General features: G+C 41.7%; 25 protein-coding genes, 1 pseudogene and 1 riboswitch. Of the genes and pseudogenes, 5 read left to right on the top strand and 21 right to left on the bottom strand.

The window, feature by feature from the left end; all coding sequences use genetic code 11:
• Positions 1-21: 21 nt before the first annotated feature.
• Entirely contained in the window at positions 22-627 is a 606-nt protein-coding gene (locus NOS7524_RS09075) for a hypothetical protein (RefSeq protein WP_015138184.1), read from the bottom strand.
• A gap of 65 nt (positions 628-692) precedes the next feature.
• Here NOS7524_RS09075 and NOS7524_RS29330 point away from each other — a divergent pair, with 65 nt between their 5' ends.
• Positions 693-881 (top strand): hypothetical protein, encoded by a 189-nt coding sequence (locus NOS7524_RS29330; RefSeq protein ID WP_144050855.1) that lies wholly within the window; start codon positions 693-695, stop codon positions 879-881.
• A 431-nt stretch (positions 882-1,312) separates the two neighbouring features.
• Complete coding sequence (locus NOS7524_RS09070) at positions 1,313-1,861, top strand: pentapeptide repeat-containing protein (protein WP_015138182.1); 549 nt, start codon at positions 1,313-1,315, stop codon at positions 1,859-1,861.
• Between the two features lie 127 nt (positions 1,862-1,988).
• Here the strand turns inward: NOS7524_RS09070 and NOS7524_RS09065 are convergent, their stop codons facing one another.
• From NOS7524_RS09065 to NOS7524_RS09030, 9 genes and pseudogenes are all read right to left on the bottom strand, one after another.
• Positions 1,989-2,339, bottom strand: a complete 351-nt coding sequence (locus NOS7524_RS09065) for a hypothetical protein (protein WP_015138181.1) — start codon at positions 2,337-2,339, stop codon at positions 1,989-1,991.
• A gap of 883 nt (positions 2,340-3,222) precedes the next feature.
• Positions 3,223-4,953, bottom strand: a complete 1,731-nt coding sequence (gene cobJ, locus NOS7524_RS09060; RefSeq protein WP_015138180.1) for a precorrin-3B C(17)-methyltransferase — start codon at positions 4,951-4,953, stop codon at positions 3,223-3,225.
• Positions 4,954-5,023: 70 nt separating this feature from the next.
• Positions 5,024-5,401 (bottom strand): hypothetical protein, encoded by a 378-nt coding sequence (locus NOS7524_RS09055; RefSeq protein WP_015138179.1) that lies wholly within the window; start codon positions 5,399-5,401, stop codon positions 5,024-5,026.
• The gene (locus tag NOS7524_RS09050) at positions 5,373-5,960 is read right to left on the bottom strand and encodes a Panacea domain-containing protein (RefSeq protein WP_015138178.1); all 588 of its coding nucleotides are present in this window, start codon (positions 5,958-5,960) and stop codon (positions 5,373-5,375) included. The genes NOS7524_RS09055 and NOS7524_RS09050 overlap by 29 nt, the downstream gene beginning before the upstream one ends.
• 206 nt (positions 5,961-6,166) lie before the next feature.
• Entirely contained in the window at positions 6,167-8,107 is a 1,941-nt protein-coding gene (locus tag NOS7524_RS09045) for a GmrSD restriction endonuclease domain-containing protein (RefSeq protein ID WP_041555249.1), read from the bottom strand.
• A gap of 49 nt (positions 8,108-8,156) precedes the next feature.
• The gene (locus NOS7524_RS09040) at positions 8,157-8,861 is read right to left on the bottom strand and encodes a precorrin-2 C(20)-methyltransferase (protein ID WP_041555248.1); all 705 of its coding nucleotides are present in this window, start codon (positions 8,859-8,861) and stop codon (positions 8,157-8,159) included.
• A 2-nt stretch (positions 8,862-8,863) separates the two neighbouring features.
• The gene (locus NOS7524_RS30590; RefSeq protein ID WP_235622441.1) at positions 8,864-9,490 is read right to left on the bottom strand and encodes a precorrin-8X methylmutase; all 627 of its coding nucleotides are present in this window, start codon (positions 9,488-9,490) and stop codon (positions 8,864-8,866) included.
• Positions 9,491-9,721: 231 nt separating this feature from the next.
• Positions 9,722-10,984 (bottom strand): annotated as a pseudogene (gene cobG, locus NOS7524_RS30585) (precorrin-3B synthase); the annotation flags it as partial.
• 37 nt (positions 10,985-11,021) lie between these two features.
• A riboswitch (cobalamin riboswitch) is annotated at positions 11,022-11,140 on the bottom strand.
• Positions 11,141-11,201: 61 nt separating this feature from the next.
• Entirely contained in the window at positions 11,202-12,221 is a 1,020-nt protein-coding gene (locus NOS7524_RS09030) for an SGNH/GDSL hydrolase family protein (RefSeq protein ID WP_051039188.1), read from the bottom strand.
• Positions 12,222-12,438: 217 nt separating this feature from the next.
• Here NOS7524_RS09030 and NOS7524_RS09025 point away from each other — a divergent pair, with 217 nt between their 5' ends.
• Positions 12,439-13,650: a bifunctional cobalt-precorrin-7 (C(5))-methyltransferase/cobalt-precorrin-6B (C(15))-methyltransferase gene (locus NOS7524_RS09025; RefSeq protein WP_015138173.1), complete on the top strand. Its 1,212-nt coding sequence runs from the start codon at positions 12,439-12,441 to the stop codon at positions 13,648-13,650.
• Positions 13,650-14,234: a Uma2 family endonuclease gene (locus NOS7524_RS09020; protein ID WP_015138172.1), complete on the top strand. Its 585-nt coding sequence runs from the start codon at positions 13,650-13,652 to the stop codon at positions 14,232-14,234. Before NOS7524_RS09025 ends, NOS7524_RS09020 begins: the two co-directional genes overlap by 1 nt.
• A 27-nt stretch (positions 14,235-14,261) precedes the next feature.
• Here NOS7524_RS09020 and NOS7524_RS09015 read toward each other — a convergent pair whose 3' ends face one another.
• From NOS7524_RS09015 to ppsA, 8 genes are all read right to left on the bottom strand, one after another.
• On the bottom strand, positions 14,262-14,951 hold the full coding sequence (locus tag NOS7524_RS09015) for a Uma2 family endonuclease (protein ID WP_015138171.1): 690 nt from the start codon (positions 14,949-14,951) through the stop codon (positions 14,262-14,264).
• A 44-nt stretch (positions 14,952-14,995) separates the two neighbouring features.
• Positions 14,996-15,748: a cobalt-precorrin-6A reductase gene (locus tag NOS7524_RS09010; RefSeq protein WP_041555641.1), complete on the bottom strand. Its 753-nt coding sequence runs from the start codon at positions 15,746-15,748 to the stop codon at positions 14,996-14,998.
• Between the two features lie 177 nt (positions 15,749-15,925).
• Positions 15,926-16,345 (bottom strand): DUF1636 domain-containing protein, encoded by a 420-nt coding sequence (locus NOS7524_RS09005; RefSeq protein ID WP_015138169.1) that lies wholly within the window; start codon positions 16,343-16,345, stop codon positions 15,926-15,928.
• Between the two features lie 143 nt (positions 16,346-16,488).
• Positions 16,489-17,496, bottom strand: a complete 1,008-nt coding sequence (gene hemB, locus NOS7524_RS09000; RefSeq protein ID WP_015138168.1) for a porphobilinogen synthase — start codon at positions 17,494-17,496, stop codon at positions 16,489-16,491.
• Between the two features lie 81 nt (positions 17,497-17,577).
• Positions 17,578-18,072 (bottom strand): hypothetical protein, encoded by a 495-nt coding sequence (locus NOS7524_RS08995; RefSeq protein WP_015138167.1) that lies wholly within the window; start codon positions 18,070-18,072, stop codon positions 17,578-17,580.
• Between the two features lie 739 nt (positions 18,073-18,811).
• Positions 18,812-20,326: a pyruvate kinase gene (locus tag NOS7524_RS08985; RefSeq protein WP_015138166.1), complete on the bottom strand. Its 1,515-nt coding sequence runs from the start codon at positions 20,324-20,326 to the stop codon at positions 18,812-18,814.
• 92 nt (positions 20,327-20,418) lie between these two features.
• Complete coding sequence (locus NOS7524_RS08980; RefSeq protein WP_015138165.1) at positions 20,419-20,940, bottom strand: universal stress protein; 522 nt, start codon at positions 20,938-20,940, stop codon at positions 20,419-20,421.
• Between the two features lie 392 nt (positions 20,941-21,332).
• Positions 21,333-23,789, bottom strand: a complete 2,457-nt coding sequence (gene ppsA, locus NOS7524_RS08975; protein ID WP_015138164.1) for a phosphoenolpyruvate synthase — start codon at positions 23,787-23,789, stop codon at positions 21,333-21,335.
• Between the two features lie 489 nt (positions 23,790-24,278).
• Between ppsA and NOS7524_RS08970 the strand changes: the two genes are divergently transcribed.
• Positions 24,279-24,509, top strand: coding sequence for a hypothetical protein (locus tag NOS7524_RS08970; protein ID WP_015138163.1), 231 nt, complete (start codon positions 24,279-24,281; stop codon positions 24,507-24,509).
• A 175-nt stretch (positions 24,510-24,684) separates the two neighbouring features.
• On the opposite strand, the gene NOS7524_RS08965 is transcribed toward NOS7524_RS08970, so the two are convergent.
• From NOS7524_RS08965 to NOS7524_RS08955, 3 genes are all read right to left on the bottom strand, one after another.
• Positions 24,685-24,906: a DUF4327 family protein gene (locus NOS7524_RS08965; RefSeq protein ID WP_015138162.1), complete on the bottom strand. Its 222-nt coding sequence runs from the start codon at positions 24,904-24,906 to the stop codon at positions 24,685-24,687.
• Positions 24,907-25,234: 328 nt separating this feature from the next.
• Positions 25,235-26,101 carry a polyphosphate kinase 2 family protein gene (locus NOS7524_RS08960; RefSeq protein WP_015138161.1) on the bottom strand — a complete coding sequence of 289 codons (867 nt, stop codon included), beginning with the start codon at positions 26,099-26,101 and terminating at the stop codon, positions 25,235-25,237.
• Between the two features lie 49 nt (positions 26,102-26,150).
• Positions 26,151-26,636, bottom strand: a complete 486-nt coding sequence (locus NOS7524_RS08955; RefSeq protein WP_015138160.1) for a hypothetical protein — start codon at positions 26,634-26,636, stop codon at positions 26,151-26,153.
• Positions 26,637-26,732 lie beyond the last annotated feature (96 nt).

The raw sequence follows: 26,732 nt of genomic DNA, 5'->3' as shown, positions 1-26,732 counted from the left end.
GAGCTACTTAATCATCAGTACCTAGTCCCTAATCCAAAGTGCTAACCCTCCCCCTCGTCCACGGGCTGCAATCAAATCTTCGGTAACTAAAAAGAAGGCAAAAAAAGGTAGTTTAGTTATGGGTTGGTTATAAAAATCATCAGATTTACCTTGATTAGCGCGAATCTGTTGCTGGTAAATGGTACGACCAAATACACTGAGGAACATTTGGTTAAAGTCAAAAGCCAGTATATTTTTCTTGCCCAAATACTTTGCTGGCCCTGTCAGCTTCAATAATATTGACCCCAATTGCACCTGATTACTAATTTTGCCTCTGCTCAAATCTGCCTCTGGAGTTCTACTAAAGGCAATATGAATGGTAACAAATTTAGGTACATACAAACCCTTACCTAAAATAATCCCTCCGCGTTCTCTGGCTTTTTTAGTACCAGTCGCAAAACATAAGCGCCATTGACCTATGAGAGACTCAAAATTATAAGTCAGTCGTTGCTGTTTGGCGGTTATTTCTGCTGCCAATAGCGCCTTTACTATTTCCTCAGCTATTGGACGTATATCATGTTTTCCTCGATATGCAGCAGCTGTTTGGGATAGGGTACTAAGAAAATTCTCGGTATTGGTAGATGTCATAATTTAATTTTTTCTTTAGTTTTTATCTTTTAAATATAAGTTAATTTGCATTATTTTTTTCTGGTTTGACAGCAATTAAATCGGGCGATCGCCTGATTGGATGCTTAGAAACAAAAAGCGATCACCCTATTTATCATGTAGGCGATCGCTTGAAGCTTTATAGAGGAAATTATAAAGTTGACATATTTATCATCAAAGCATTGTATGCTCCCGAAAAATATAAAATATATTTACCAAATATTAACTGCATTTAAAGTTTTCGTAATTTAGTTAAGACTATTCCCCTTTCCAAGAGGATTTCAATCCCTAAAATTTATTTATTAGAAAAAACTACATCAATTAATTCAGAGGATTTTGGGATAATATTTGTATCTATTTGATGGAAAAATAGCTTTTCTAAATCATTTTTTAGATTAAATCTATTCCCTGACATAAGTAATCCTTCTTATGCCTAGAGAGATAGATAAATGTATTGATGATTAATTATCCCTGAATCTAAACTGTAAAATTAAGTATATTTCCATGAAGTAATTGTGCCAGATAGCAAAAAATTTAGCACAATGTAATTACCAGTTTTCACTAAAAATTAAGTCTTGGAACACTTAACAAATAGTCTTTGGTGTGGTTTGGGTAGTGTTAGTTCACAACTAGATATACATATCTGCAACCATTGGGAGGTGAAAAGATGGATGTTCACAAGCTCATAGATTTATATAAAGCAGGGGAAAGGCAATTTGAGCGTGTAAATCTGCATCAAGCTAATCTTTCCGGCATTAATTTGAGTGGTGCAAACTTTGTAGAAGCTGACTTAAGTGGAGCTAACCTTAGTCAAGCTAATTTGAATGGATGTAATTTCAGTCGAGCCAATTTGACTGATGCAGATCTAAGTGGCGCTAGCTTAATAGGTGCGAATTTACATGAGGTTAACCTCATTGGCGCGTATCTAATTAGAGCCAACCTCAAGAACAGTAACCTCAGTCGGGCTGATTTGCGAAGTGCAAACTTAGTCCTGTCTAACTTACTGGGTGCAAATCTCAGTGAAGCAGAAATGAGTGGAGCCGACTTGAGTGATGCGAATCTGAAGCAAACAACTTTGATTGGTAGTAATGTGATTGAGGCAGAACTGAGTGGTGTCGATATCACCGAAGCCATGATTACAGAACAAGAAATCACTGGCACATTTGTGCGGATAGGCTTATCACATAAATGGATAACTTGGGCTGGTTGTCACTAATGAATCTAAAACACAGTAGAGATAGTACCCTAAAAATGGGTAGACAGTCGCCATCACAGGTGACTGTCTTTTGTTTTCTACCCTATGGATGCTGTTTGCAATGAAGCGATCGCTCATGGGATGCTAGTTAGTACACCAAGGGTGCAACACCTCGCATCTGACGTAAAGAATTAATACAAGCAGGACAATCACAGCCAAATAAATCAACGGCCAGATCACTTTCTTCTACGTTGAACTCTAGCATGGGAACATCATCACGAGAAAATTCTATTTCTGGCTGATATTGAGGAACTTGAGCTAAGAAAGAAGACTTAGCACATACTAAACCTACTTTATGCTTATTTCTAATACAAGATAGCTTATCTGTAGTTTTTGCTTCTGGCTCAACGGCTTGTGCTTGATTAACCATAACTGTCATAGACAGTACAGATGCAATCAGGACAGGGCTTGATAGTAAGCTAAGTATAAATTTGTTCATGGGTGTCCTTGGAAAATAATCCTGACAGTTCAGAATACTCCGATTAAATCCTACAGAGAATGTAATTGTCTATCAGGAATATTAACAAAAGGAAGCGGGTATTGGGAATTGGCAATATAATCTTTCTCATCTCCCACCCTGCGGGTAGGCGTATCCCATACCTCAATGAAGAACTAAAGTGCTTACTACGAACTAGATTACAATAGACATCTCCAGAAATTAAATATGTGTTTTCGGGAAACCTTGTAGAGACGTTCCATGGGTAGGGATTCTCGTCTCTACATTCTTTTTTGGAGATGTCTCATCAATTTACATTGTTTAACATAGGGCGGTTGATTCTCGGTGACTTACTTAATCAAACTATTCAGCATTTTTATGGCAGGTTTCAGAAATAAAAAATGTCTGCTTTCGCAGACATTTGTGAGGTTTTCTGTCACTTTAATGGGCTACAATCATGTGTTTAACATGATGTTTTTATTTTTGAATAATTCCCTTTATAAGACAAGAATATAAAATGGGTTTTTTAGACTTAAGTGGATGAATTATATCTTTATGCTTTAGCTGTTTTTAACCTTGCCATTTCCAAATAATATGCTAGTTAAAATTTTTTCGATTAATTTTATATAAATTTGCTTATTTTCTATCTCATAGAGTCTTGTAATTAGCAAATAACTATAAATTATTCTAGGCTATTTTTGGACAAAATGCACATATTTAGGTCTGACGAACTTGAGAATATACCATGAATTTTCAATTATAAAAATAGAGGTGGTCAGGTTATTAACCCCAGAAATTCCCAGTTCTGGGGTTTTACTTTATTTACATATAGAGGTAAAATCGCCTTGATAATTCTGTGAAGTTGATTACTGTTTTTTCCATTTGCTTAGTCTTGGGTATATCGACGAGGAGTATAAACAGAAATACTGCCATCACTGCGTTCAATAGTCTGAGTCTGTGTTGAACCAACAAGAATTACAGTTCGCATATCGGCGCTATCTGGCGCTAATTGGTCAAGTGAAATCACTTTCACAGTCTGTCCTGGTCTGCCCAAATTTCGTGCCAACACTACCGGAGTAGAAGGTTTTCTGTACTGCAATAAAATATTTTTGGCCTCAGCTAATTGCCAAGTGCGCTCTTTAGATACAGGATTATAAAAAGCAATCACAAAATCAGCTTGGGCAGCCGCAGCAATGCGTTTTTCAATAATTGACCAAGGCTTTAAGATATCAGACAAAGAAATTGCACAAAAATCATGTCCTAAAGGTGCGCCAACGGCGGCGGCGGCGGCTTGCATAGCGGAAATACCCGGTGCAACATGAATGTCTATGCTGTCCCATTCTGGCTTGGGGTGCTGGTGCAGCACTTCAAACACAGCCGCCGCCATTGCATAAATACCAGGGTCGCCAGAAGACACTACTACTACATAGCGTCCAGTAGCGGCTAAATCTAATGCCATTGTTGCCCGTGCAATTTCTTCGCGGTTGTCTGACTCATGGCGTTGCTTACCAACTGCTAGAGAACCTAATAAATCTAGATAAGTTTTGTAGCCTACTAAGTCAGTGGCAAATTTGAGGATTTCTTTGACTTCCGGTGACATCCATTGGGAACTACCGGGGCCTGTACCGATAATCGCTAACCGTCCCTGTGACTGACCGGTGGTGTTGGGGTCAATGGGTTGGGGGGAGATAGCGATGGCGTACCGCCCACCGTAGGCGATCGCTATCTGCGATGATGAAGAAATTACTTTACCATCTCTACCTGTAGCTGCGAGGGCTATTGCTGATGCTTCTAAGCTTTCTAGTTGATTCGTATTGAAAAAGCGAGTAGGTACACCGTAGAAACTGGCTATGGTGTGGATAGCTGGGTTAGCGGCCATATTCAGGGGTGCAAATATCCCGGCGATGGATGCGGGGGCAATGTTGGCATTCCCTAGTAATGCTTGTACTGAGTCTAGAGTAACATCAGGGTGAGTGATGGCGATCGCTACAGTTTTAGGATGATAAACCAAACAGTTAGCTGTTGGACTCACACAGTGTTCTGTCACTCGGATAGTTAAATTACCGTTGGGGTCAATTGGTAAGTGACTATTGCTTAACCAAGGTGCAGTTCCTTCTAGTTTTACCTGCGCCCCTGCTAATAAATCAGAGATAAATGTTTTTGCATCCTCTGGGTTAGCTAAATGATATTCCGGGGGAGGAGATAACAAAGCAGTGCGGAAACGGATATCACCTGTAGTAGTAATTGCTGCTTGGGTATCCAGTACCTCAGCAATGCGCCGTGCTAAATCATTGACTCCATTCAATCCCCCCAACAAAGGGACAACTACGCTACCATCCTCAGCCACCGCTAACAATGGCGGTTCTTGGCGTTTATCGGAAATTAAGGGTGCAAGGGTTCTGATGAGAATACCAGCCGCACAAATCCCAATTAGGGGTGTACCTTGGGCGAACAATTCCCGTAGTGTGTCGCCAAAATTAGTAAAGCTGACATCAACCTCTGAGGTGCGCCCTGCTAAACCGTATAGCGTCGCCCCTGGTAATACAGTGATGATTTTGCGGGCTAGTGCGACACTATTTTGACTTAATACTATAACAGCAGGTGCAACCTTTTTCATTAGCGTTCTTCAGCTTTAGAAGGGATATTTTAGTTAATATTTTTCAAATCAAACCACAGATAATCTTGTACTAGCAGTCTAGTATTTCTTGAATAACGCTCTTCAAATCTGCATCGGCAGGACGTTTTGTAAACTGCTCATGACTATAGATCCAAACAAGCTTGATTGTATAGGTATTAGCATTAACCAAATACATCAATCTAATTTGTCCTGAAGCTCCTTTAGAAAATCTCAGTTCTAACTTGTGAAATGTCCATTCTTCAGGTAGTCGAATCTTTCCAGGTAAAGGTTCTTGACGAGAGTTTTGGGGATACTGGTTTTCTAGCAAATCTTCCAAAACCTGGGCAACTAATTCAACAAAACCAGTTCCATGAAACTTGGCGAGTTTTTTAAAAGAACGTTGGAAATTATCAGATTTCTCAATCGAGAAGGGAGTTGAGCCAGTCACGGACTTCTCCTTGAGCAATACGATTTGAGGATTCTGAATTACAAGCGTCCTCCAATACTTTAGACATCACAACTTCATAAGCAGGATGTTCACGCTCTATTAACTCAAGCTTTTGACAACCTAAAGCTTTCATGTCTTCCAGTAAAATTGGCTCGGTTGAACTAGCATCATGAGGTAAACCCTTACGCGCTTTCTTCCAAGGAAATTCTAAATGAGTCATACCACTAAGTCTATAAGCATGATAACCACCAAAATACTCCCAAACTTCTGCTAAAAGCTTTTTCTGTTCATGAGGAATCTGGGATAAAAATTCTTGACCGGGTATAGGTAATTGTTGAGCTTCAAATTCACTGTAAAATCTGTAAGCAGGCGGACACACAGGCCCATATCGCCACGCTTGGATTTCTTGATCAAATAATGGCTCATCATACAATGCTAAATGCAAGCTTTGTGAATAGTACAGAAGCTTTTGAACCTTCATGTTAGTCATGTCGGCTTCTATACCATCTTCGTAACTTCTCGCAATAAAGTAGCGAGCCACGTCTAGACAATTGATCATAGCTCAGACCCGCAAACCCAATCAAACTCACTAAATATAGTAAATAAATCTCATAATAGCGTGTCTACACACTATTATAACTCATAATTGTCCTTTTATAGTACAAAAATACCAAAATAATTGGCAGATGGCATTAGTTGTTCAAACAGGCTGTGGAAATCAATTTTTACCAAACTTCTACAGCCGATTCTTGCTAGACCTGAGAATTAGACTACTGGATTCTCAATTCCTAATATTTCACATTTAACATACTGCTGAAAAGTTTCAAGGCTAGTAAAGTAGCGATAGCCTGCTTGATTGAGTGCTTTTTCAACACCAGGAATTTCACTTAATAAAACAGCAACAGGTTGGCTGAATCCTTCTTGCAGTCCATTTGTCCAAGCTAGGTCTAAGATACCAACTGAATTTCCCGTATCAGTATCTATTAGCTCATACATAGATTCACCTGCTGGAAGTCCCTGCTTCGTTACCCAATGATTGCAGGAGTCGATAAATTTATCTTCGTCATCATCACTAAGAGTGATAACTTTGCGTTCCAGAATAGATGGTGTAGTTGGAACTTCAGGGACAGAACCAGAATAGAGACTGTTAAGAAATTTATTTGCTGCGTCAGCTAGTAGTTGACGACGGGCAGCAAGAAACTCACGATAGTTCTCAATTTTCCATAATTCTCTATCCATTGGAATCCAATGAGAAGCAATCGTACCTGGATGTTTATTTTCATAGTGGGCAAAGTAATCTTCAGGTTTCTTATTAGAAACTTTCAGGTTAGTATCTTGAGTTAAGAAAGTAAAATTAGCTATCGCATTGACTTCACTACGAGAGTAACCGTGCTTAGATAATAGAGATTTAGGAAAAATGTGATGCAACTGTAAGCTACAAAGTTTACCGAGAATGTGTCCAGAAAGATCCACATCATCTTCCCAATCTCTGGCTTTGCATACACAAGTCATCATATAAAGCATTGGATAGAAACGTGCGCCAATACTCCAGGCATCAAAATTATCTGGCTCAATTTCTAGATTATCCCAACCCCAATGTTTCATCATTTGAGCGATGAGGGCATCTAAAGCATTATCAGGTTTTTCAATAGCAGCCAAGTCTTTAGTTAGAAGTGTCTCCGTTGACCCTGCATAATGTCCCCAAAGGAAGGTATGAATGTACCAGTAAAGCAGTTGGTCACGCTCTTTGTAGTCAGCTAGTTTTCCTTCTCGCTGGACTAAGTAGCGTACCATTAGAGGGAAGGAATAACGACTCCCTAAAACACGATCATGATCAAGCCCCAGCCTACTAGAAATGAGGTTCAATAATTTATCAATAGCCTGTTCTGTTTGCTGAAGTTTTTGCTCGAAGGTAGGAGTATCTATTTCTTTGAGTGCAGAAAAAACAGCTTTACCCGTAGTAGCAGCAGTAACACATCGCAGCAACCAGTCTAAATTGAAATTAAAGCCAGCTGTTTGCCATTTTTTCAGTTTTGCATTCATTTCTTTACGAGCATTCGGCCATTCAGCACAAATTTTTGCTAGTGCTAAATCACCTTTAGATAGTTTTGTCCCACCACTATTAACTTTGTCGAAAATTTCAGCTACCACATCAACGGTTTTGTCTTTGCCACCAACTTCCGCAATGAGCAAGGGTAAGTCTTTAATATGGATAATTTGATTCAAATGATTGAAATATGTTTTGAATTTGCGATGATGAAACAAGGGTTCCATAAATTCAGCAATTCCCTTCTGCATCAATTGAGTGACATTCACCCATAAGGGATTACCATTCATTTTCAGGGGAGCATAAAACTCAAAATGTTCTTCTTCTAAGTTAAAGTAGAGTCCAGTAAAAGTGTTATAATTTCCTTCAAAAAATTTAGGTGGTTCACCACGGATAATACCGTAGAGTGTCGTAACACGTTGTTGTCCATCAAGTAATAGTTTGACTCCAGCCCCAGCCAGTTTATTACCACTGTGAACATGATCAATCACCTCATCATATTTGGTATTCCAGAGCAATAAACTACCAACAGGATGTTCGCGGTAAAGAGAATACATGAACGCTTTTACTTGGTTGCGGTTCCAGACATATCCCCTCTGAAATGCTGGTAAGGAAATGCTACCCGTGTCAATTTGGTCAAGAATAGTGCTTACTTTCATAAACATGAGATATTTACAACAAGCACGGGCATTGACTTATACCAAATTTCTACAGCCGATTCTTGCTAGGTATGACAATCATCGCAAAATAAGGTACTTCAGCCGGATTAACCTCATCTAAAGGTACAATCCTTTGCTGTGCTGTTGTTGCCCGTTCAATATATAATGCCCGTGATGCTAGTCCTAATTTATGCAGGATATCTCGCACTTTGGTGAAGTGGCGACCAAGTTTCATAATGGCGGCGGCATCGGTTGTTAACAATTTTGTCGTGAGTTCTTCGGTTGGGAGGGGTGCAGGTAAAACTGTGAGAATATCGTTGTAGTAGGTGAACGGTACACCCAAGGACACGGGACAAGCCATTAATGAAGATACTCCGGGGACGACTTCCGTTTGATACTGTTCGGATAGGCGTGTAAATACATACATAAATGAGCCGTAAAAAAACGGATCACCTTCACACAGCACTACTACATCCCTTCCGGCTGCTAGATGTGCGGCGATGGGTGCAACTTCTTGATCGTAAATTTCCTTGGCTGTTTCTGGTTCTAAGGCGCGGGGGAGGTGATAGGCGACTTCAATTTGTTCGCCTGTGAGATATTGGGCAACAATTCTCCTCGCTATACTCTCTTTATCTGTGGCTGATTGATAGGCAATGACAGGGGCAGCACGTAATAACCGCAATGCTTTCAGAGTCAACAGTTCTGGATCTCCTGGCCCTACACCAACTCCGTAAAGACGACCTTTGGCTGACATCATTATTCTTCCTCCGTTGCCAGGGCGTTAACGGCGGCGGCGGCGATCGCACTGCCACCACGCCGACCATGTAAAGTTAAAAATGGTACATTGCGGCTATCTGCTGCCAATGCTGCTTTTGATTCGGCTGCACCCACAAATCCCACGGGAAAACCTAAAATCACCGCAGGTTTGGGGCATCCCTCGTCTAGCATTTCCAATAATCTAAATAATGCTGTGGGTGCGTTCCCAATGGCGACAACTGCCCCTTCTAGGTAAGGTTTCCATAATTCCAATGCCGCCGCTGACCTAGTATTACCCAACTTTTGCGCTAGTTCTGGGACTTCTGGCTCGTTGAGGGTGCAGATAACTTGGTTATTGGCAGATAAACGTTTCCTTGTCACTCCGTCAGCTACCATGCGGCAATCACACAAAATCGGTGCGCCGGCCGCTAGTGCTGTTCTTCCCGCCTCTACTGCCGTTGCTGAATATCCTAAGTCTGTAACTATATCCGTCATTCCACAGGCATGAATTAGACGTACTGCTACTTTTGCTACATCTGATGGAAGTATATCTAGATTAGCTTCTGAGCGAATAATTGCAAAGGAATGACGGTAGATTTCATTGGCATCGCGGATGTAGTCGGGCATGGAGTTGGAACGAGAGAATAACTGTTTGAGTTCTGGGGGTGTGTAGCGGTTGCTAAATTCTGCGAAAGACTCGGTGGGATTTAAGCGTTGGCTTTTGTACTCATTTAACATCTGCTCTATGAGTGCAGGCAAGTCGGTAAAACTCACATCACGATAGAGTTCACGACCGAATTTTTGATGACTGTCACCATCTCCTACATATACTTGATAGCGATCGCCACTTACACCCAGTAAAGCAATATCACTTTTACCATGCTGGGCGCAGGATTTATCACAACCGCTCAAGTGGATATTTAGAGGATGTTCTAGGGTGACACGAGATGCAAGATAGTCTGCTAATGCCAGGGCATGAGTTTTGGTATCTGTCGCTGCCGATGCACACCCCTGATTACCAGAACAAGCTACCAAGGCACTTTTAATGTTAGTTGGTGAGAAATCTAATTTTAAATCAGTAATTTCTTGTTGAACATCAGTAAGTCTGTGTTGGGGAATGTCTGTTAATAGTACATTCTGCCAAGGGGTTAGCCGGAGTGTGCCATTACCGTATTTTTCTGACAAGTCGGCTAAACCGCGTATTTGCTGAGTTTCTAAGCGACCTAGGGGTAAAACTACTCCGATGTAATATAGCCCTGGTTGGCGTTGAGGATGGATGCCGATGTGATGATATTGGGTGTTTGACCTCTCCCCTACAAGCAAAGGGGAGTAACTTTCCTCTTTCTCCTTCCCTGGTAGGGAAGGGGGTAGGGGGGTTAGGTCTTTTCTCTCCAAGGAAAATGATAATCGCTGCTCGACTTGTTGGAGATAATCATCTAAACCCAGGTGATTAATTATTTGTCTGAATCTTGGTTGGCGTTGAGTATTAGTTTTAATCGCATGGGAGTACGTTAAATAAATATCGGTTAAGGCGGCTAGAACTTTTAGGGAGTGTTCGGGAGGTAAGATAATTCCGGTGTCGGTGGGGGGTTGACCTTTCACCCCTGCGCTGAGATAGAGGCGGAAGTAGGTTTTAGTATCTATGGCAGTGGCTGCTAATATGATATCGTTGGGGCGATCGCTCACTGAAACTAAACCACCACCATCAAAACACACGCTGAATTTTGGTGAAAGTTCAGATAGGGCGGAATGTTCATTAATGTATTTGTCCCAGTTTTGGACGAAGGGACGGGTATCAATTATTTCTTGGGGGTCAATACCAGCCGTGGGGCTAGTCATAATATTGCGGATTTGGTCTACACCAGTGTTGCTAGAACCCACTCCTAAATCCTGGAGTTGTTGCAAGACTTCTGCATCTATCCCCTGGCGAATTTCTCTGATTTGCAGGTTAGCGCGGTTAGTGACATCAACATAGCCACCACCATATTTATCAGCGATATCTGCGATCGCCTGACATTGTTTACTATTAATTATTCCACCTGGTATTCTGATCCGCGACAGGATGCCGTCTTGGGCAGGTGTGGCATAGAATAAACCAGGACAAGGGGTAGAACCGGACAACAAACCTCAAACTCCTTCCCCGTGCAACGCAGGGATTAGACGGCGAACGCTTGAAGTTGGCATTCTGACTCAAAAACTCTTTTGAGTTTTTATTACAGCTGCGGCACAGTCCCGGAATCTCACCAGAGTTTCCCAACCTCAAGTTTTAGTAATTTAGCACGAGAACATAGTCAACGAATTGAAGACTTCATATTTTTCATATCTTCCCCGGCTTGTTTCAATTCGTCCTAGTTTTGTGCAATGCTTTTTTCTGTTTTCCCTTGCGAACTGCTATGGAGCCTAAAACAGCACCCACCGCTAGCTGAGATAATATCAGTGAAGGCTCAGGAACTAATGTTTTATAAGCTAGGTCTCCAATGAATCTGTGTGCAGCCCTGGTAGGATGAATATCATCCCAAAATAGATACTCGTCTGGATTGCTACAGATAGATATGGGGTTAGATGGTGAGGGTGGATGAAACAAAGGAGAATTGACTAAGCAAGAATCTGTGACATTGGTCAAATTAAACTTTGATGGTGTCAGAATGGCTTCTTGAAACAGAGAACCTACATCCAAAGTTTTGAGGTTAATTCCAGGCTGGTTAGGATTAGGTTGTCCAAAAGCCTGGGAAAACAAGAAATTATGCCCCATGCTTAATTGATTCAACCCCCCAGAAACTACAGGGCCTTGACTATTAGCAAGTGGTGTATCACCGAGAAATGGCAAATTAACAACCAAGAAATTGCGCGCACCAACATTATAAAGTTGGTCAACTGCACCGACTAAATTAGCAACTGGTTGGCTGGGATCTGTAGTTACACGACCAATGTAATCGTTTGCCCCAGCCCATACTATATAAAGTGCATCAGAATCAGCAATGGGATTTGCTTGTGTAAATTGAGCAATTTGTTGTTGTAATCCTACTAAACCAGGTAAGCCAGGAATAGGAAATGTGTTTTGATTGCCAGTGGTGGCACTATTCACAGCAAAGTTAATACCTGTAGGACTATCCCCACCTGCAATTGCAGATACTGGGGGTAATGTTAGTCCTAATTTAGATGCTAGTTGATCTAACCAGATAGGGCCGTTAGCAAATCGTCCATCAAAGTAACCAACTGTACTAGGAGGAATGATTGGTATGGCGTTATTAATCGCGTTTACCTGCTGGGTGATGGCCAATGAATTCCCCGTATCGGTCAGACTATCACCAAAAGCGTAGATTCGGCTGAAGCTGGCTGCTTGTGCTGCGGTGGGCATAACAGCTACAAGGGTTAGGGGTAGGGAAGTAAAAAATACTGTTTTGCATATGTGATGGACAAGGTTTTGAATGTGCATTATCTATAACTCCTCTACCACTTAAGTAGGTCTAATTGATATGATTTCACACAAATCTGGATACTCATCAGGAAATTATGATGTGGTCGTATTAAGTTTTGGAAAAGTTGGCAACGCAGAGGGACGCTAAGAAAAGTTTATGATAGGGAAATGGCTGGCTGTTGTGGGTGTTGGTGAGGACGGTTTGGAGGGATTAAGCGCGATCGCTTGTTCTCTGGTCGCTCAAGCTGAGATAATTGTGGGAGGCGATCGCCATTTGGCAATGTTACCAACCGATGACCAACGGGAGAAAATATCTTGGTCTTCCCCTATTAGTAGTTCTATAGAAGCAATTATCCAGCGTCGGGGTAAATCGGTGTGTGTGTTAGCTAGTGGTGATCCCATGTGCTACGGTGTTGGCGCTACTCTGACGCGGCGGATTCCCATGTCGGAGATGACGATTATACCCGCACCGTCAGCTTTTAGTCTCGCTGGCGCTAAATTAGGATGGTCTTTAACTGAGGTGGAAACCTTAAGTTTATGCGGTCGTCCCCCAGCTTTGCTGCAATCTTATCTTTATCCCGGTGCGCGGTTATTAATTTTGAGTGCTGGGAAAAATACGCCGATGATTGTGGCTGAAATCCTCACACAGCGAGGTTTTGGTAATAGTCAAATCACTGTGTTGGAACGGATGGGTGGTGTTCATGAAAGGATAGTTACAGGGACGGCTGCAACTTGGCAAGAGACAGATATTGCAGATTTAAATGCGATCGCAGTTCATTGTATTGCTGATGCTGGGGTAATAGCTTTATCCAGATTACCAGGATTACCAGACGAAGCTTATCACCATGATGGACAGCTAACTAAAAGAGAAGTCAGGGCGGTTACTCTCTCCAGCCTTGCACCCACGCCAGGACAATTACTTTGGGATGTAGGGGCTGGTTGTGGTTCCATATCTATAGAATGGATGCGAACCCATCCCCGATGTCAGGCGATCGCGATTGAACAAAATTCTACTAGACTGCAATATATTGCTGATAATGCCGCCGCTTTGGGTACTCCCAATTTAAACATCATCGCGGGAAAAGCACCATTAGCCCTGAAGGACTTATCCACACCAGACGCTATCTTTATTGGTGGTGGAGTTACAGCCGCAGGTTTATTTGATATTTGTTGGCAAGCACTACGCCCAGGCGGACGTTTAGTTGCGAACGTTGTCACAATCGAAGGTGAGCAAACCTTATTTCAATGGTATGAAAAAGTCGGTGGGAGTTTCACCCGCATTGCTATTCAACGCGCTGAACCTATTGGGAAATTTTTAGGTTGGCGGGCAATGGCTCCTGTCACACAATGGTTAGTAATAAAAGAATAATGATGAATAATCAAAGTGAAATATTGTCACGCCAGCGCAAAGATTTTACCCCGGAAGAATACCTGCAAATGGAGGAAACCAGCCCTATCAAACATGAATACATCGATGGCTATATATATGAAATAGATAGGTCGATTGATTCCCATGTCACCATTGCCGGAAACCTGGGCGCACTGTTGCGTAACCATGTAAGCCGTTCTGGTTGTCGTGTTTATATTCTTGCCATGAAAGTGCGAATTGAGTCGCTGAATCGGTACTACTATCCCGATGTTATGGTAACTTGCGACGAAAGAGATCAGGAAACATCTGTTTATAAGAGATTTCCCTGCTTAATTGTGGAAGTTTTATCTGACTCTACTGAAGCTTTTGATCGGGGTGATAAATTCGCCGATTATCAAGAAATTGCTACCCTACAAGAATACGTTTTAGTTAACACAAAACGTCAGCGAGTTGAATGTTTTAGACGCAATGAGCAAGGCTTATGGGTCTTGCAAACTTATACATTGCAAGATAAATCATTTCAACTCAACAGTATTAATTTTCAGGAAACAATGACTGAACTTTACGAAGATGTGGTTTTTTGAATAACAGTTATTCTGTAATTAATTAACTTATGTTGGCTGTGACAAGCTGTTTACAAACTCTGTATGTTCTGATGAATTTAAACCCAATTGCAACACAGCTAAAACCTGCATCATATCCCCTGTTAACAAAGCTGGAACTGCTAGCCATAACCCTGGCATTACCTGACTGCGTATAATACCATCGGCATCTGGTTGTAAAGGTATATACTCACTCTCAATTAACCGAAACCAATCTAATTTATTTTCTAAAATCTGCCAAACAATATATTCTTGAACTCCGTTGCGTCGGTAAGCCTTTTTTTTGTCGTGTAAATCATAAGCTGCACTACTAGCAGCAACTTCTGCAACTAACTCTGGTGCGCCTTCAATATAATCATCTGCTGTGAGGCGTGACTGTCCCCCTAAATTTTGCTCAATCAACAATACTCCATCTGGTTGCGGTTCATTGTCTTGGTCTAAAAGTATTGTTGGTTCAATACCTAATTTTACTCCTGGTGTAGATATTTGATAATTTCCTAACCAAATTACTAATTGTCCGTGTGGTTCGGCATGACGTTGAAAACGTAGAGGTGATGCCACGTAAACTACTCCTTCAATTAATTCTGCTTTTTTCACATCGCAACTAGCTGCATAACGCCGTTCAAATTCGTGGCGTGATAAGCGATCGCCACTTTCTAAAGGAGGAGTTTGGTTGGTTCGTGGTTGCTGTGTCACCATGTGGCATCTTTCCCAGGAGTGTCAACACTTTTATATTAATAGTTTCAACTATTTTGGCTGTATAGCCGATCCAGTAGCCAAGTCACTGCACCTTCAACGTCTGCAACTTGTTCTCCTGGTGGTGTGGGAGGACGTTGAATCATCACCACTGGCACACCCAACTCTCGCGCCGCCACAATCTTGGCGTAGGTGGCATTTCCACCGCTATTTTTACTGACGATCGCATCAATGTGGTGTTGAATGAAGATTTCCCGTTCATTCTCCAGAGAAAAGGGGCCGCGATCGCACAATATCACCCCCGGTGGTACTAAAGCATCAGCCCCCGGCGGATCAATCATCCGCATCAAAAACCAAATATCTTTAAGATCGGCAAAAGCCGCTAATTCTTGCCTACCAACCGTTAAAAATACCCGTTTTGCTTTGTTTTCTAATACATTTGCAGCTGCGACATGACTATCAACTTCAATCCAGCGATCGTCTGCTACCTGCTGCCAAGGGCTGCGAATTAACATTAACCTAGGTATCCCTACCTCCTGTGCAGCCGTCGCCGCATTCCAGGTAATCTGATCAGCAAAGGGATGAGTCGCATCAATGAGGACATCAACTTGCATCTGACGCAAATACTCAGCCAGCCCAGCCGCACCACCAAAGCCACCAACCCGCACATTACCAACCGGGAGAGAAGGATCACGAGTGCGCCCGGCTAAAGATGCGATCGCTTCAATCCCTGGAATAGTAGCAACTCTAGCCGCCAGTGCTGCCGCATCCCCAGTTCCACCCAGAATTAAAACACGCATCATGAATTATACCGAGTTACAGTCAAAGATAGTAACTGAGGCTGGGAGTAGGGAATGGGGAATGGGCAGTAAGGATAAGAAGTATTTCTAATTACTACCTTCCCCATTTTTCAACAATTATTCTCCCCCATCTCCCCCATCTTCCCCCACTCCCCCATCTCCCCCCACTCCCACTCCCTATTCCCCACTCCCCTTGCCAATAGATAAAGCAGGAATCCGCGCCAAAATACCTTTTTTCAGAGGTTCAGGACGTTCAGACCAAGGCAGTAACCCATCAGATTTAGCATAGTATTTACTAGCACATTCCAAAACAGCAGAGGCACACTCATCTACAGTTAAATCACCAAACAGGTATGTCAATTTACCTTCACCAGCAAACGCCACAACACAGGAACGATTGCAAGCACTCATACATTCAACAGCTTGAATCGGAAACTCATCTTTTAATTCCCAACTTTGCGCTAATTCCTGCAACTGATGTAAAAGTTGTTCACCACCACTTTCACCAACCCGCTTACCATCTTGCCAAACGCTAGCACAAGTTTTACAGACAAATAGAGTATGAGAAGTAACGTCCAGAAAATGGCTAGTAGTCATCCCTACCTCGCAGAAGTGTAGAACAATAATTATACCTCCACCCACATCCTCATCAAAACTCCGCGTTCCTCCGCGTTTACCTCCGCGCTCCTCCGCGTTAAAAAAAATACCGAGGGTAGAAAACCTCCACCCTCAAAATCACCTCAAGCCAACATCAACGCTACTTCCTTAGCAAAATAGGTCAAAATCAAATCAGCACCAGCACGTTTCATACTGGTTAAACTTTCCAAAATAATCTTTTTCTCATCAATCCAACCATGCTGTGCTGCGGCTTTAATCATGGCATACTCACCACTCACATTATAAGCAGCTACAGGTAATTCTGTATATTTACGTATTTGCTGAATAATGTCAAGGTAAGCTAGAGCAGGTTTCACCATCACGATATCTGCACCTTCAGCAATATCTAATGCCACTTCTTTAATTGCTTCTCTAGCGTTAGCTGCATCCATTTGATAAGTCTTTTTATCCCCAAATTTAGGAGCAGAATCTAAAGCATCGCGGAAGGGGCCATAATAAGCAGAAGCATACTTAGCAGAATATGCCAGAATCCCCACATCATAATAGCCAGCCGCATCCAAAGCCCGACGAATTGCCCCGACTCTACCATCCATCATGTCGGAAGGTGCAACCAAATCAGCCCCGGCTGCTGCTTGGGAAAGTGCCATTTTTACCAGCACTTCTACTGTGGGATCATTCAAAATAGTACCCTTGTCATCCACTAAACCATCATGACCGTGAGTAGTGAAGGGATCAAGGGCAACATCTGTAATTACTACAATTTCTGGAACTGCTTGTTTAATGGCTTTGACAGTACGCTGCACCAGTCCTTCTGGGTTATAGCTTTCTGTGCCAGTGTCATCTTTTAACTGTTCTGATATGACAGGGAAAAGAGCGATCGCATTAATTCCCAAATCAAAAGCCTGCTGTATTTCTTGGAGTAATAAATCTAGAGAATAGCGATAACACCCCGGCATAGAAGCAATTTCAACTTTTTGCTCCTCTCCCTCCATCACGAACAATGGATAAATCAAATCGTTAACTGTCAGTGTTGTCTCCTGCACCATGCGCCGTAAAGCACTTGTACGCCGCAAACGACGCGGACGTTGTAGTAATATGTCGGTTCTTACCTGAGCATCTTGAACTGTCATATTCAAAACTTTTATGATATTGATAACGATTATCATCTCATAATCTAGTTTAGATATGACTCTCAAGCTTTAATTAAGAACTTAAAATCGTAAACCTACACCACCTTGGACAGAGACAGCCGCACCGCCGCCATTACGGTAGGCATCAAAAGCGATGATGGCGTTACCAAAAAGTACAGTATTACTATTAGGAACGGCGTAATCAACACCGGGTTGTAAAGCAAAACTGATTTTGTCACCCACAGGCGAAGCACTATCACCACCAGTTAATACCAAACCAGCGCCTAAGTAAGCATCCGTTTGCCAATTAAGAGGCAAATCGTAGGAAACTGTAGGCACAACGGCTGTATTCTGTCCCACTAAAGCTTGAGCGCGGAAAGAAATTGGTGCTTCTAAAAGTTTGTAGCGAACAGCCAACACCCCACCAATTTGGATACCTTCAGTCATGCCAACTGTCGGCCCAATACCTACATAGCTACCATATGCCACTTGAGCTTGGGCTGGTCGAGTGCTAATGGCTAAACTCAAGATTGAACTTGTTGCTAAAGCTGCAACTAAATGAGGTATACGCTTCATCACTTGACTCCTCATACCGTCTTTAATTACACAAGTTTAACATTCAGTGTGGGAAGTCTCTAGTTTAGTAGGGTGCGTCAGTGTCAGAAAACCTAACTACACCGAGCGAGCAATTATTCATACTGACGCACCCTACATTTGGAATATTTTTCTCTGGAAGTTACTTACTAATTTAAAAATCTGCCAAAATGGCAACCTCAGTAAAATTTGTTCAGCTAAATTATATAGAAGATAAACGACTTGAAAGATGTGGTTGTCAGGGCTACCAAGTTACCGCATCTTTTGCTCAAACATAATTTAGTAATGAAATTTATGAATTATCCAATGGCTATTTAAATAATTAAACTTGGCATTTGCCACAACAGGTATAACTTTGTATAGATTTTGTCATTGATATATTATTAGCCCCCCTAACTAAAATGGCAAATTCTATACAAGTTCCTGAACACTACAGTGGCAAATGGCAGAGTGGGAGATGAAAGCGATTGATATGCTTTCTCCCACTCTTTTTTATCAAGAAAGGCAGAGGGCAGAGGGCAGGAGGCAGAAGGAATACTGGCCTCTGTCCTCTGCCCCGACCATTCCCCGAAGGGGTTCCCGCAGGGTAGGGAGCAAGGGTTTAAGACCCCCACCAAATTTTCAATTTGGTGGCTCTTGTTTAGGAGGGGTCGGAATCCCCTTCTAAACAAAACCTTCTGCCCTCTGCCTCCTGCCTCCTGCCTTCTTCAATCATAAATATTTACCAGGAATGCAAAGCGCGTAATTGTGGGGTTTTCTTTACCTGATGTGCCTGCATTCTTGTGAGGACATCATCTAAAATTTGTACTGCATCCACGATATACGCTCCTTTATTTAACATCACACACTCCGCCCGTTCTGCCATTGCGGCATCTGTCATTTCTGCTCGTGATGGCATACCATTTTTTACGAGGTTTTCTAATACTTGGGTTGCCCAAATGACTGGGACATGAGCAGCTTCACACAGCCAAAGAATTTCTTCTTGAATTTCTGCTAGACGTTGGTAGCCAATTTCAACGGCTAAATCTCCTCTAGCAATCATAATGCCGAAGGGTTGTTTACCTGCTGCCTGTACGATCAATTCTGGGAGGTTAGTGACAGCTAGGGGTGTTTCTATCTTGGCAACGATCGCAGGTGTAGAGGCATTGTTTGGTAATCTAGCCTCTAACTCCCGTTGTAAAATCTCGATATCTTCCGGCTTCTGCACAAAAGAATAGCCGATAATATCAATATTATCGGCATGAGCAGCAATAAAGTCTAAATCTTGTTTATCTTTATCAGTTAAGGGACTGAGATTCAAATCTGTGTAAGGAAAGTTAATACCTTTATCGGGACGCAGTTTTTCCCCTTTGGGGCGAGTATGGGTAATTCGTAACCATACACCTTCCGGGGCGATCGCTTCGACAACTGCCCCAATATGGCCATCGTCAATCCAGACGGTAGTGCCTACTTCTAGGCGATCTAATATTTCTGGTAAGGTGCAGTTCGCCTGGAAACAAGTTGAACCAATAGTAGTTGGTAAATCACGGGTTAATAGTAAAGATTCACCGCGATAGATGCGTTGTTTCGCTTGGGGGGCGATCGCACCTTGAATGCGGATTTTCGGTCCACTTAAATCCATCAAGACTTTGCAAGGACGATTCATTTCTGCTTGTGCTAGGCGTACATGATGAATCATTCCTAACCATTCTTTCGGAGTATCGTGGGCGCAGTTAATTCTTACACAATCTGTGCCGCAATGAATGAGATCCCGGACAAATTCGTAATTACTGGCAGCTTCCGTTGGCAATGTCACCATGATTCTTACCCGACGGTGATTTAAGGTTTTGCCAAACATTTCCTCAGTGTGTTGTTTGAGTAAGCGATCGCCTTCAAAAAATGCTTCTAAAGGTGGATGATTTTCAGATTGCTCATGACAAACTGCTGCTAAAGTGGCAATCACTGCATCTAAATTAGGCATCACTCTAGCTTCAATGCGTCCCAAGGAAGACAAACCCCAAGGCATTAAAGCAGCTTGTAGGGGTCTTAAATCATGTCGTCGCAAAGCTAAGTAGTAAGCTAGGTTCAGACTACTTTCCACAAAAGCTGGCCTGTGAATACGCGATCGCCATTGTTGAAAAATGTCTTGTCCTTCTGCGTAGACTGATGCACGTAGTTGTCGCAAAGTAGCCAGCAAAGTTTGAGGATCTGATAAATCTGCGGTTAAATATGGTTGCTGTAAGTTAGTGAATGACATATAGGGTTCCTATTTTTTATTGTTTGATGGCATTCATGGTTGTGTGGAGACGTTGCAGTGCAACGTCTCCAAAATGCAACATCTCTACAATTTCACGCTGCTGATGCGGTGACGAGATTATCATTAGTTACAGGCGTGACACCTTGGACTGTCAACACAGAACAGGGTGCATGATGTAATACATAATTGCTGACACTACCCAAGAAAAATTCACTTAATCCACTGAGTCCCCGACGACCTAAAACAATTAAATCAGCCTTAGAACTACGGGCTACTTCACAAATAATGCGGCTTGGTTCACCCAATTCTTGGGTAAAATCAGATGTTAACCCCTTAGCGATCGCTTGATTATTTAGCAGAGTTAAAAACTCAATTCCTTCTTGTTTTAAACTTTCCCATTGACTCACATAATATTCCACATTATGAGCATGAGGAGTGTCATATACACTGTATGTTTCCATTGCGGAAGCGTTGAGATAATCATCATCAAAAGGTGAGATAACGTGTAACAACAACAATTCGGCATTGCTGGCTGTTGCTAAAGTGAGGGCGTGTTCAAAAATTTGTTGACCAATTTCATTATTATTAAGTGCGACTAGAATTTTTTTAAACATAGTTAAAAGTCCTTAGTTATGAGGTAATAGGTAATAGGTAAGTAGCTCAGTGTTAAAAATTATCGCTATGGCAAGGCAGGAGGCAGGAGGCAGGAGGCAGGAGGGAAGAGGGTTTGAGCCTAGTTTATTTTTCTTAACATAGTTGTGTTTTTTCCCACCGACTTATACCAATTCACAATTCGCAATTAAAAAACTTAGATGCAGCAAAGCTTTCAGGGTTTATATCTGTATCAGACTTTTCGTGAAATGGTATTACTTAATAGGCAATAGGCAATAGTTAATGCAGTTTGTACCTGATTTTTCAACTCCTCTCCTTCATTTCACCTCAAAAGAGAGAGGCTTTAATTCTTGCTCCCCTTCCCTGCTAGGGAAGGGGTTGGGGGTTAGGTTGATTACGAATTACCCTCTTCGGCGGCGGCAATTTCTAACATTGTCTTCAGGACAGAATCAGGATTAAGACTAATAGAATCAATGCCTAGTTCTACTAAGAACCGTGCAAATTCTGGGTAATCGCTGGGTGCTTGTCCGCAGATACCAATTTTGCGTCCGTATTGTTTGACAGTAGCGATCGCTTTCGCTATCATTCGCTTGACGGCTTCGTCCCGTTCGTCAAATAAATGGGCAACTAATTCCGAATCTCTGTCTAATCCCAGTGTCAATTGTGTCAGGTCATTAGAACCAATCGAGAAGCCATCAAAGACTTGAGCAAATTCGTCTGCTAACTGCACGTTACTGGGTAACTCGCACATGACGTAGACTTGTAAGCCGTTTTCTCCCCGCAGCAAACCGTGTTTTTCCATCTCGGCTAACACCCGTCGTCCTTCGTTAGGGGTGCGACAGAAGGGAACCATTAAGATGACGTTAGTTAAACCCATCTCATCCCGTACCCGCTTCATGGCTTGACACTCTAGGGCAAAACCTTCACGGTAACGAGGATCATAATAGCGAGAAGCACCACGCCAGCCAATCATCGGGTTTTCTTCTTGGGGTTCAAACTGTCTACCACCCAACAAGTTAGCGTATTCGTTACTCTTGAAGTCTGAGAGACGCACAATCACAGGTTTGGGATAAAAGGCGGCGGCGATGGTAGCAATACCTTGGGCGAGTTGATCAACGAAGAATTGGGTTTTGTCTGCGTATTGGGCAGTTAACTCAGCGATTTTATATTTCGCTAGTTCGTCTTCTAACTCATCAAAATGAATCAATGCTAAGGGGTGCGCTTTGATGTGGTTGTTGATGATAAATTCCATCCGCGCCAATCCCACGCCATCGTTAGGAATGTTAGTTAAACCAAATGCTTCTTCGGGATTACCCAAATTCATCATAATTTGGGTGTGGGTGCGGGGCAATTTTTCTAAGGGGATTTCTTGGACTTCGTAAGGTAATAACCCAGGATAAACTTTACCTGTTTCACCTTCAGCACAGCTAACTGTGATTTCTTGCCCAGTTTTGATAATTGTCGTGGCGTTACCACAACCAACGATCGCCGGAATCCCCATTTCTCTGGCGATAATTGCCGCGTGACAAGTTCTACCACCGGAGTTGGTGACAATGGCACTGGCGCGTTTCATAATTGGTTCCCAATCAGGATCAGTGCGGTTAGTAACCAACACTTCCCCGGCTTGAAACTGACCAATTTGATGGACATCAAGAATTACTCTAGCTTTACCTTGTCCAATCATTTCCCCAACACTACGACCAATCACCGAGGGTTTTGGTTGTTCCTCTGGTTTCCCTTGTAGACGATAGTTGCGTAATACGTTTTTCGTCTTCTGGGATTGTACTGTTTCTGGACGGGCTTGCACAATAAATAATTCATTGGTCAAGCCATCTTTAGCCCATTCAATATCCATTGGTGTATAGACACCACGCACTTGGGAATAGTGTTCTTCAATGATGCAAGCCCAGTTCGCTAGTTGTAAAATCTCGTCATCGTTGAGGGCAAACACATTGCGTTCTGATGGTGCAACGGAAACATTTTTAGTTAATTTTGAGCCGCCTAGGTCATAGACCATTTTAATTTCTTTCGTACCGAGGCGTTTTTGAATAATGGAACGATATCCCTGTTGCAGAGTGGGTTTAAAGACTAAATATTCATCGGGGTTAACTGCACCTTGGACAACGTTCTCACCTAAACCATAGGCGGCGGTAATCAAAGCTGCATCTTTAAAACCTGTCTCTGTGTCAATGGAGAACATCACCCCAGAGTTAGCCAAATCAGAACGTACCATTTTTTGTACGCCGACTGACAGGGCAATATTAAAGTGGTCGAAGCCTTTGATTTGGCGGTAAGAAATGGCTCTGTCTGTAAAAATAGAAGCAAAACACTTATGGCAAGATTCCAGAACTGCTTGCAAACCGTGGACATTTAAATAAGTTTCTTGTTGTCCCGCAAAGCTAGCATCGGGTAAGTCTTCGGCGGTGGCGCTAGAACGTACAGCTACATCGGTATCTGCACCATACTCGTGGCATAGTCTTTCGTAAGCTTGGGCGATCGCATCCTGTAAGTCTTGCGGAAATGGAGTTTGCAGCATCAACAATCTAGCTTGCTTACCACACTGACGTAGATTGTTGACATCCTCGACATCTAAATCTGCAAAAATCTCTCTTAATTGTTTTTCTAATCCTGCGGCAGAAATAAAATATCTATAAGCATAAGCAGTCGTGGCAAATCCAGTAGGAACTTTCACACCTTTGCGTCGTAGCTGCTGAATCATTTCTCCTAGGGAAGCATTTTTTCCCCCTACGTAGGGGATATCTGCAATGCCGACTTGGCTAAAATGTAAAACTAAAGCTTCTTCTTTGGAAACTGAATCAGCTGTTGGTAGATTTAGCAGTGTGTTTACCATGTCTGATCTTCCTAATCACATAAATAGTTACTTAAGAAAGTGTAGTTACATCAACTACTTCTAAGCTTCACACCTATGTTTATAGGAAGATATTTTGAGGATCTTGTGAGGATATAGGACTTCCAGAACAAAAATATTCAGAATGTAGGATGCGTCAGTGGGATAAAACCTAGCTGGAGATGTCTATTAGAACACTAAATAGTAACAGTCACTGTCACCTGTCACCTGTCACCTGTCACCTCTCCTCTGTGTTTCCTAGGCGTAGCACTACTACCTTTCCAGACGTATTTCTTAAATATATTATGAGCAAATACTTTAGGATTTATTGAGAAAAATCACAAAGTATTGCTAATTATGATTTTACTCACACAATCCTCATATTCTCTCATTATTCTCAAGATAGAAATAGTTTTTCGTTATTAAATAGTCTTTTTGATTTAATTGCTTTGTTTTTCCATCAATAACTCTTTTAAAAGAGGGTATAAAATTATGATTACCTGCCCATGTTGTTCTGGTCTACTATTACCACATATCCGTCATTCAGAAGTTCACTGGTTTTGCCGCCACTGTTGGCAAGATATGCCTGTTTTCAGTATGCAAAATCCTGGTTCCTTAGTTGAGATCATTGTTGGAAAACTCTCTGGCGGCTTTGAGCCAAAAGAACCTAGTAAGACAGTTGAATACTTTGAATGGACAGAATTTCAAGATGTGCCAGCATAGCGCGATCGCTTATGCTCATGACAGTATGTAAAATCATGAATTAGCATATTCTACACATGAATTTTACTTATTACTCAAACCCTCGAATTAGTTCGAGGGTTTTCATGTTGTTATAAATTTTGAATTGTAATTTATCAAGAATGGCATTGATGGGGATCAAGAGTAAATAAGATATTCAGTCTTCTTCCCATCGTTCATGACTCAACAAGTCAATAATTCTATCTCTGAGCAAAAATTCGTTTTTTTCTAATTCCAACTCAAACAAGGGCCATTCACGCTCAGAAACGTATTTACAGAGAGTATAAATTGGCTGTTGACGGTTAACTACCCCCTTAGAGACGAGTTGACGTGCTTCATCCTTGATAAACTCAATATCATATTTGACAGCAGTATCCATAGCTCGTTCCTTCGTTTTTGATCAAGGAATTGAGAGTTACAACAATAAATGTTATGACTCCACTTTAAACTTATCAAAAAATTTGGTCGAAATAGTGAAGACTCTAAAGATTAAAGCTTATTTAGCTAAGTTTGTTCTCAGCCCTTAGATAGACTCATTTTTACATCATTTGTGCATTGTGTGTATATCTATTTTAGATAAAAAATGTTATTGATTTAGCAACTGAGATATTAGTGATAAATATTCCTATAGAGTATATTAATCTTTCCTTTGGTTGAATATTTATCCTAACATCATTTGGATGAAAACTTGGGCAAAACAGCAGCTACTACTCGCGTTCTAAAATATACTTTGCTTGCAAAAGTTCTTGCTTATGTGCTTCACTAACTGTCGGGTATTGCAAATTTAGTTCTTGTAGCTTGGAGCAGATAATATCAGCCACAACCAAGCGTGTAAACCATTTGTGATCGGCAGGGATAATATACCAAGGGACCCATTCAGTGCTAGTGTGATGGAAAACTTCCTCATAAGCTGCCATATAATCATCCCAAAAAGCTCTTTCACGGACATCATTTACAGAAAACTTCCAATGTTTTTCGGGGGATTCAATTCTTTTTAAAAAACGTTTTTTTTGTTCTGACTTAGAAACATTCAGAAAAAATTTCAGAACTACAATCCCATTATTAACTAAATATTTTTCAAAATTATTTATTTCTTGGAAACGTTGTTTCCATATCTGATTATCTGGGAGACGATGGGGTAATTGTTGCTGATGAAAAATTTCTGGATGCACCCGTACTATTAAGACTTCTTCATAGTATGAACGGTTGAATATGCCAATACGCCCCCGTTCTGGCAAAGCCTTCATTGTCCGCCACAGATAGTCATGATCTAATTCTTCGGCACTGGGGGCTTTAAAACTAAATACCTGAAAACCTTGGGGATTCACCCCAGACATAACGTGTTTAATAGTGCTATCTTTGCCAGCAGCATCCATTGCTTGAAAGATAATCAGCAAGGCGTAGGTATTTTGGGCATAAAGCACATCTTGATATTGTGCTAGTTTTTGAATATTCGCTTGTAATTTTTTCGCTGACTCAGCTTTATCATGATAACCATCTAGGTAAGCTGGGTCATAATTTTTTAATAGAGAAATCTTTGACCCTGCTGGAAAAATAAAATCTTTATGCTTCATGCAAATTTAAAACCTATAAATTATTGGCAATAGTTGAATATTCAAGTTATTATCTTCTGAATTTTTGTAATTTAGAAGTAGGACGCATAGCTTCTCGCCCTAAGAGAAACATTCCCGCCACTCCCAAGCTGACACACCACACATATTGATACCAATATTGACGGATTTGCTCAATTGTATTGAGGTCTGGGTGCAATGTGTTTAAATACAGTAACAACACAAGGATCATTAACGCCCCAAAACCCACAAAGCTTAAACCTACACGAATCCTAGCCGGTTTGAGTTCCCAGTCGCTAATTTGCTCTAAGTCAATTTGTGAGAGTTCCTGCAAGGATTGATCTGCCACTTTTGAGGCTACTTGCAAGCGATCGCTCAACTTGGGAGGTAAAATTGGTTTCAATGTCGCCACAGTAGGACGACGGATTAACGCTTCCGTATCACGCAACAATTCTAAGGGTTTGCGGACTGTAACAGGTTGGATAAATTCCCTATTGTCTGTAGCTGTTGGGGCAGTGGCTTTATTTTCAAAATCCATAGCACACCTGAGAAGAACAGGATGATTGAGATTATCAATAGCCTAGCGAATCACTGGGGACGTTGCAATGCGTAGTGATTAGAGACGTGGCATTGC

Source organism: Nostoc sp. PCC 7524, from assembly GCF_000316645.1.
Classification (GTDB): domain Bacteria; phylum Cyanobacteriota; class Cyanobacteriia; order Cyanobacteriales; family Nostocaceae; genus Trichormus.
Note: the sequence above shows the minus strand (reverse complement) of the source record. Positions and strands in the feature narration are given on the sequence as shown.

Bases quoted from the DNA above. Each gene is read 5' to 3' on its own strand.
- NOS7524_RS09075 (WP_015138184.1), bottom strand. From the start codon at position 627: ATGACATCTACCAATACCGAGAATTTTCTTAGTACCCTATCCCAAACA.
- NOS7524_RS09070 (WP_015138182.1), top strand. From the start codon at position 1,313: ATGGATGTTCACAAGCTCATAGATTTATATAAAGCAGGGGAAAGGCAA.
- NOS7524_RS09065 (WP_015138181.1), bottom strand. From the start codon at position 2,339: ATGAACAAATTTATACTTAGCTTACTATCAAGCCCTGTCCTGATTGCA.
- cobJ (WP_015138180.1), bottom strand. From the start codon at position 4,953: ATGAAAAAGGTTGCACCTGCTGTTATAGTATTAAGTCAAAATAGTGTC.
- NOS7524_RS09050 (WP_015138178.1), bottom strand. From the start codon at position 5,960: ATGATCAATTGTCTAGACGTGGCTCGCTACTTTATTGCGAGAAGTTAC.
- NOS7524_RS09045 (WP_041555249.1), bottom strand. From the start codon at position 8,107: ATGAAAGTAAGCACTATTCTTGACCAAATTGACACGGGTAGCATTTCC.
- NOS7524_RS09040 (WP_041555248.1), bottom strand. From the start codon at position 8,861: ATGTCAGCCAAAGGTCGTCTTTACGGAGTTGGTGTAGGGCCAGGAGAT.
- NOS7524_RS30590 (WP_235622441.1), bottom strand. From the start codon at position 9,490: ATGCCCGACTACATCCGCGATGCCAATGAAATCTACCGTCATTCCTTT.
- NOS7524_RS09030 (WP_051039188.1), bottom strand. From the start codon at position 12,221: ATGCCCACCGCAGCACAAGCAGCCAGCTTCAGCCGAATCTACGCTTTT.
- NOS7524_RS09025 (WP_015138173.1), top strand. From the start codon at position 12,439: ATGATAGGGAAATGGCTGGCTGTTGTGGGTGTTGGTGAGGACGGTTTG.
- NOS7524_RS09020 (WP_015138172.1), top strand. From the start codon at position 13,650: ATGATGAATAATCAAAGTGAAATATTGTCACGCCAGCGCAAAGATTTT.
- NOS7524_RS09015 (WP_015138171.1), bottom strand. From the start codon at position 14,951: ATGGTGACACAGCAACCACGAACCAACCAAACTCCTCCTTTAGAAAGT.
- NOS7524_RS09010 (WP_041555641.1), bottom strand. From the start codon at position 15,748: ATGCGTGTTTTAATTCTGGGTGGAACTGGGGATGCGGCAGCACTGGCG.
- NOS7524_RS09005 (WP_015138169.1), bottom strand. From the start codon at position 16,345: ATGACTACTAGCCATTTTCTGGACGTTACTTCTCATACTCTATTTGTC.
- hemB (WP_015138168.1), bottom strand. From the start codon at position 17,496: ATGACAGTTCAAGATGCTCAGGTAAGAACCGACATATTACTACAACGT.
- NOS7524_RS08995 (WP_015138167.1), bottom strand. From the start codon at position 18,072: ATGAAGCGTATACCTCATTTAGTTGCAGCTTTAGCAACAAGTTCAATC.
- NOS7524_RS08985 (WP_015138166.1), bottom strand. From the start codon at position 20,326: ATGTCATTCACTAACTTACAGCAACCATATTTAACCGCAGATTTATCA.
- NOS7524_RS08980 (WP_015138165.1), bottom strand. From the start codon at position 20,940: ATGTTTAAAAAAATTCTAGTCGCACTTAATAATAATGAAATTGGTCAA.
- ppsA (WP_015138164.1), bottom strand. From the start codon at position 23,789: ATGGTAAACACACTGCTAAATCTACCAACAGCTGATTCAGTTTCCAAA.
- NOS7524_RS08970 (WP_015138163.1), top strand. From the start codon at position 24,279: ATGATTACCTGCCCATGTTGTTCTGGTCTACTATTACCACATATCCGT.
- NOS7524_RS08965 (WP_015138162.1), bottom strand. From the start codon at position 24,906: ATGGATACTGCTGTCAAATATGATATTGAGTTTATCAAGGATGAAGCA.
- NOS7524_RS08960 (WP_015138161.1), bottom strand. From the start codon at position 26,101: ATGAAGCATAAAGATTTTATTTTTCCAGCAGGGTCAAAGATTTCTCTA.
- NOS7524_RS08955 (WP_015138160.1), bottom strand. From the start codon at position 26,636: ATGGATTTTGAAAATAAAGCCACTGCCCCAACAGCTACAGACAATAGG.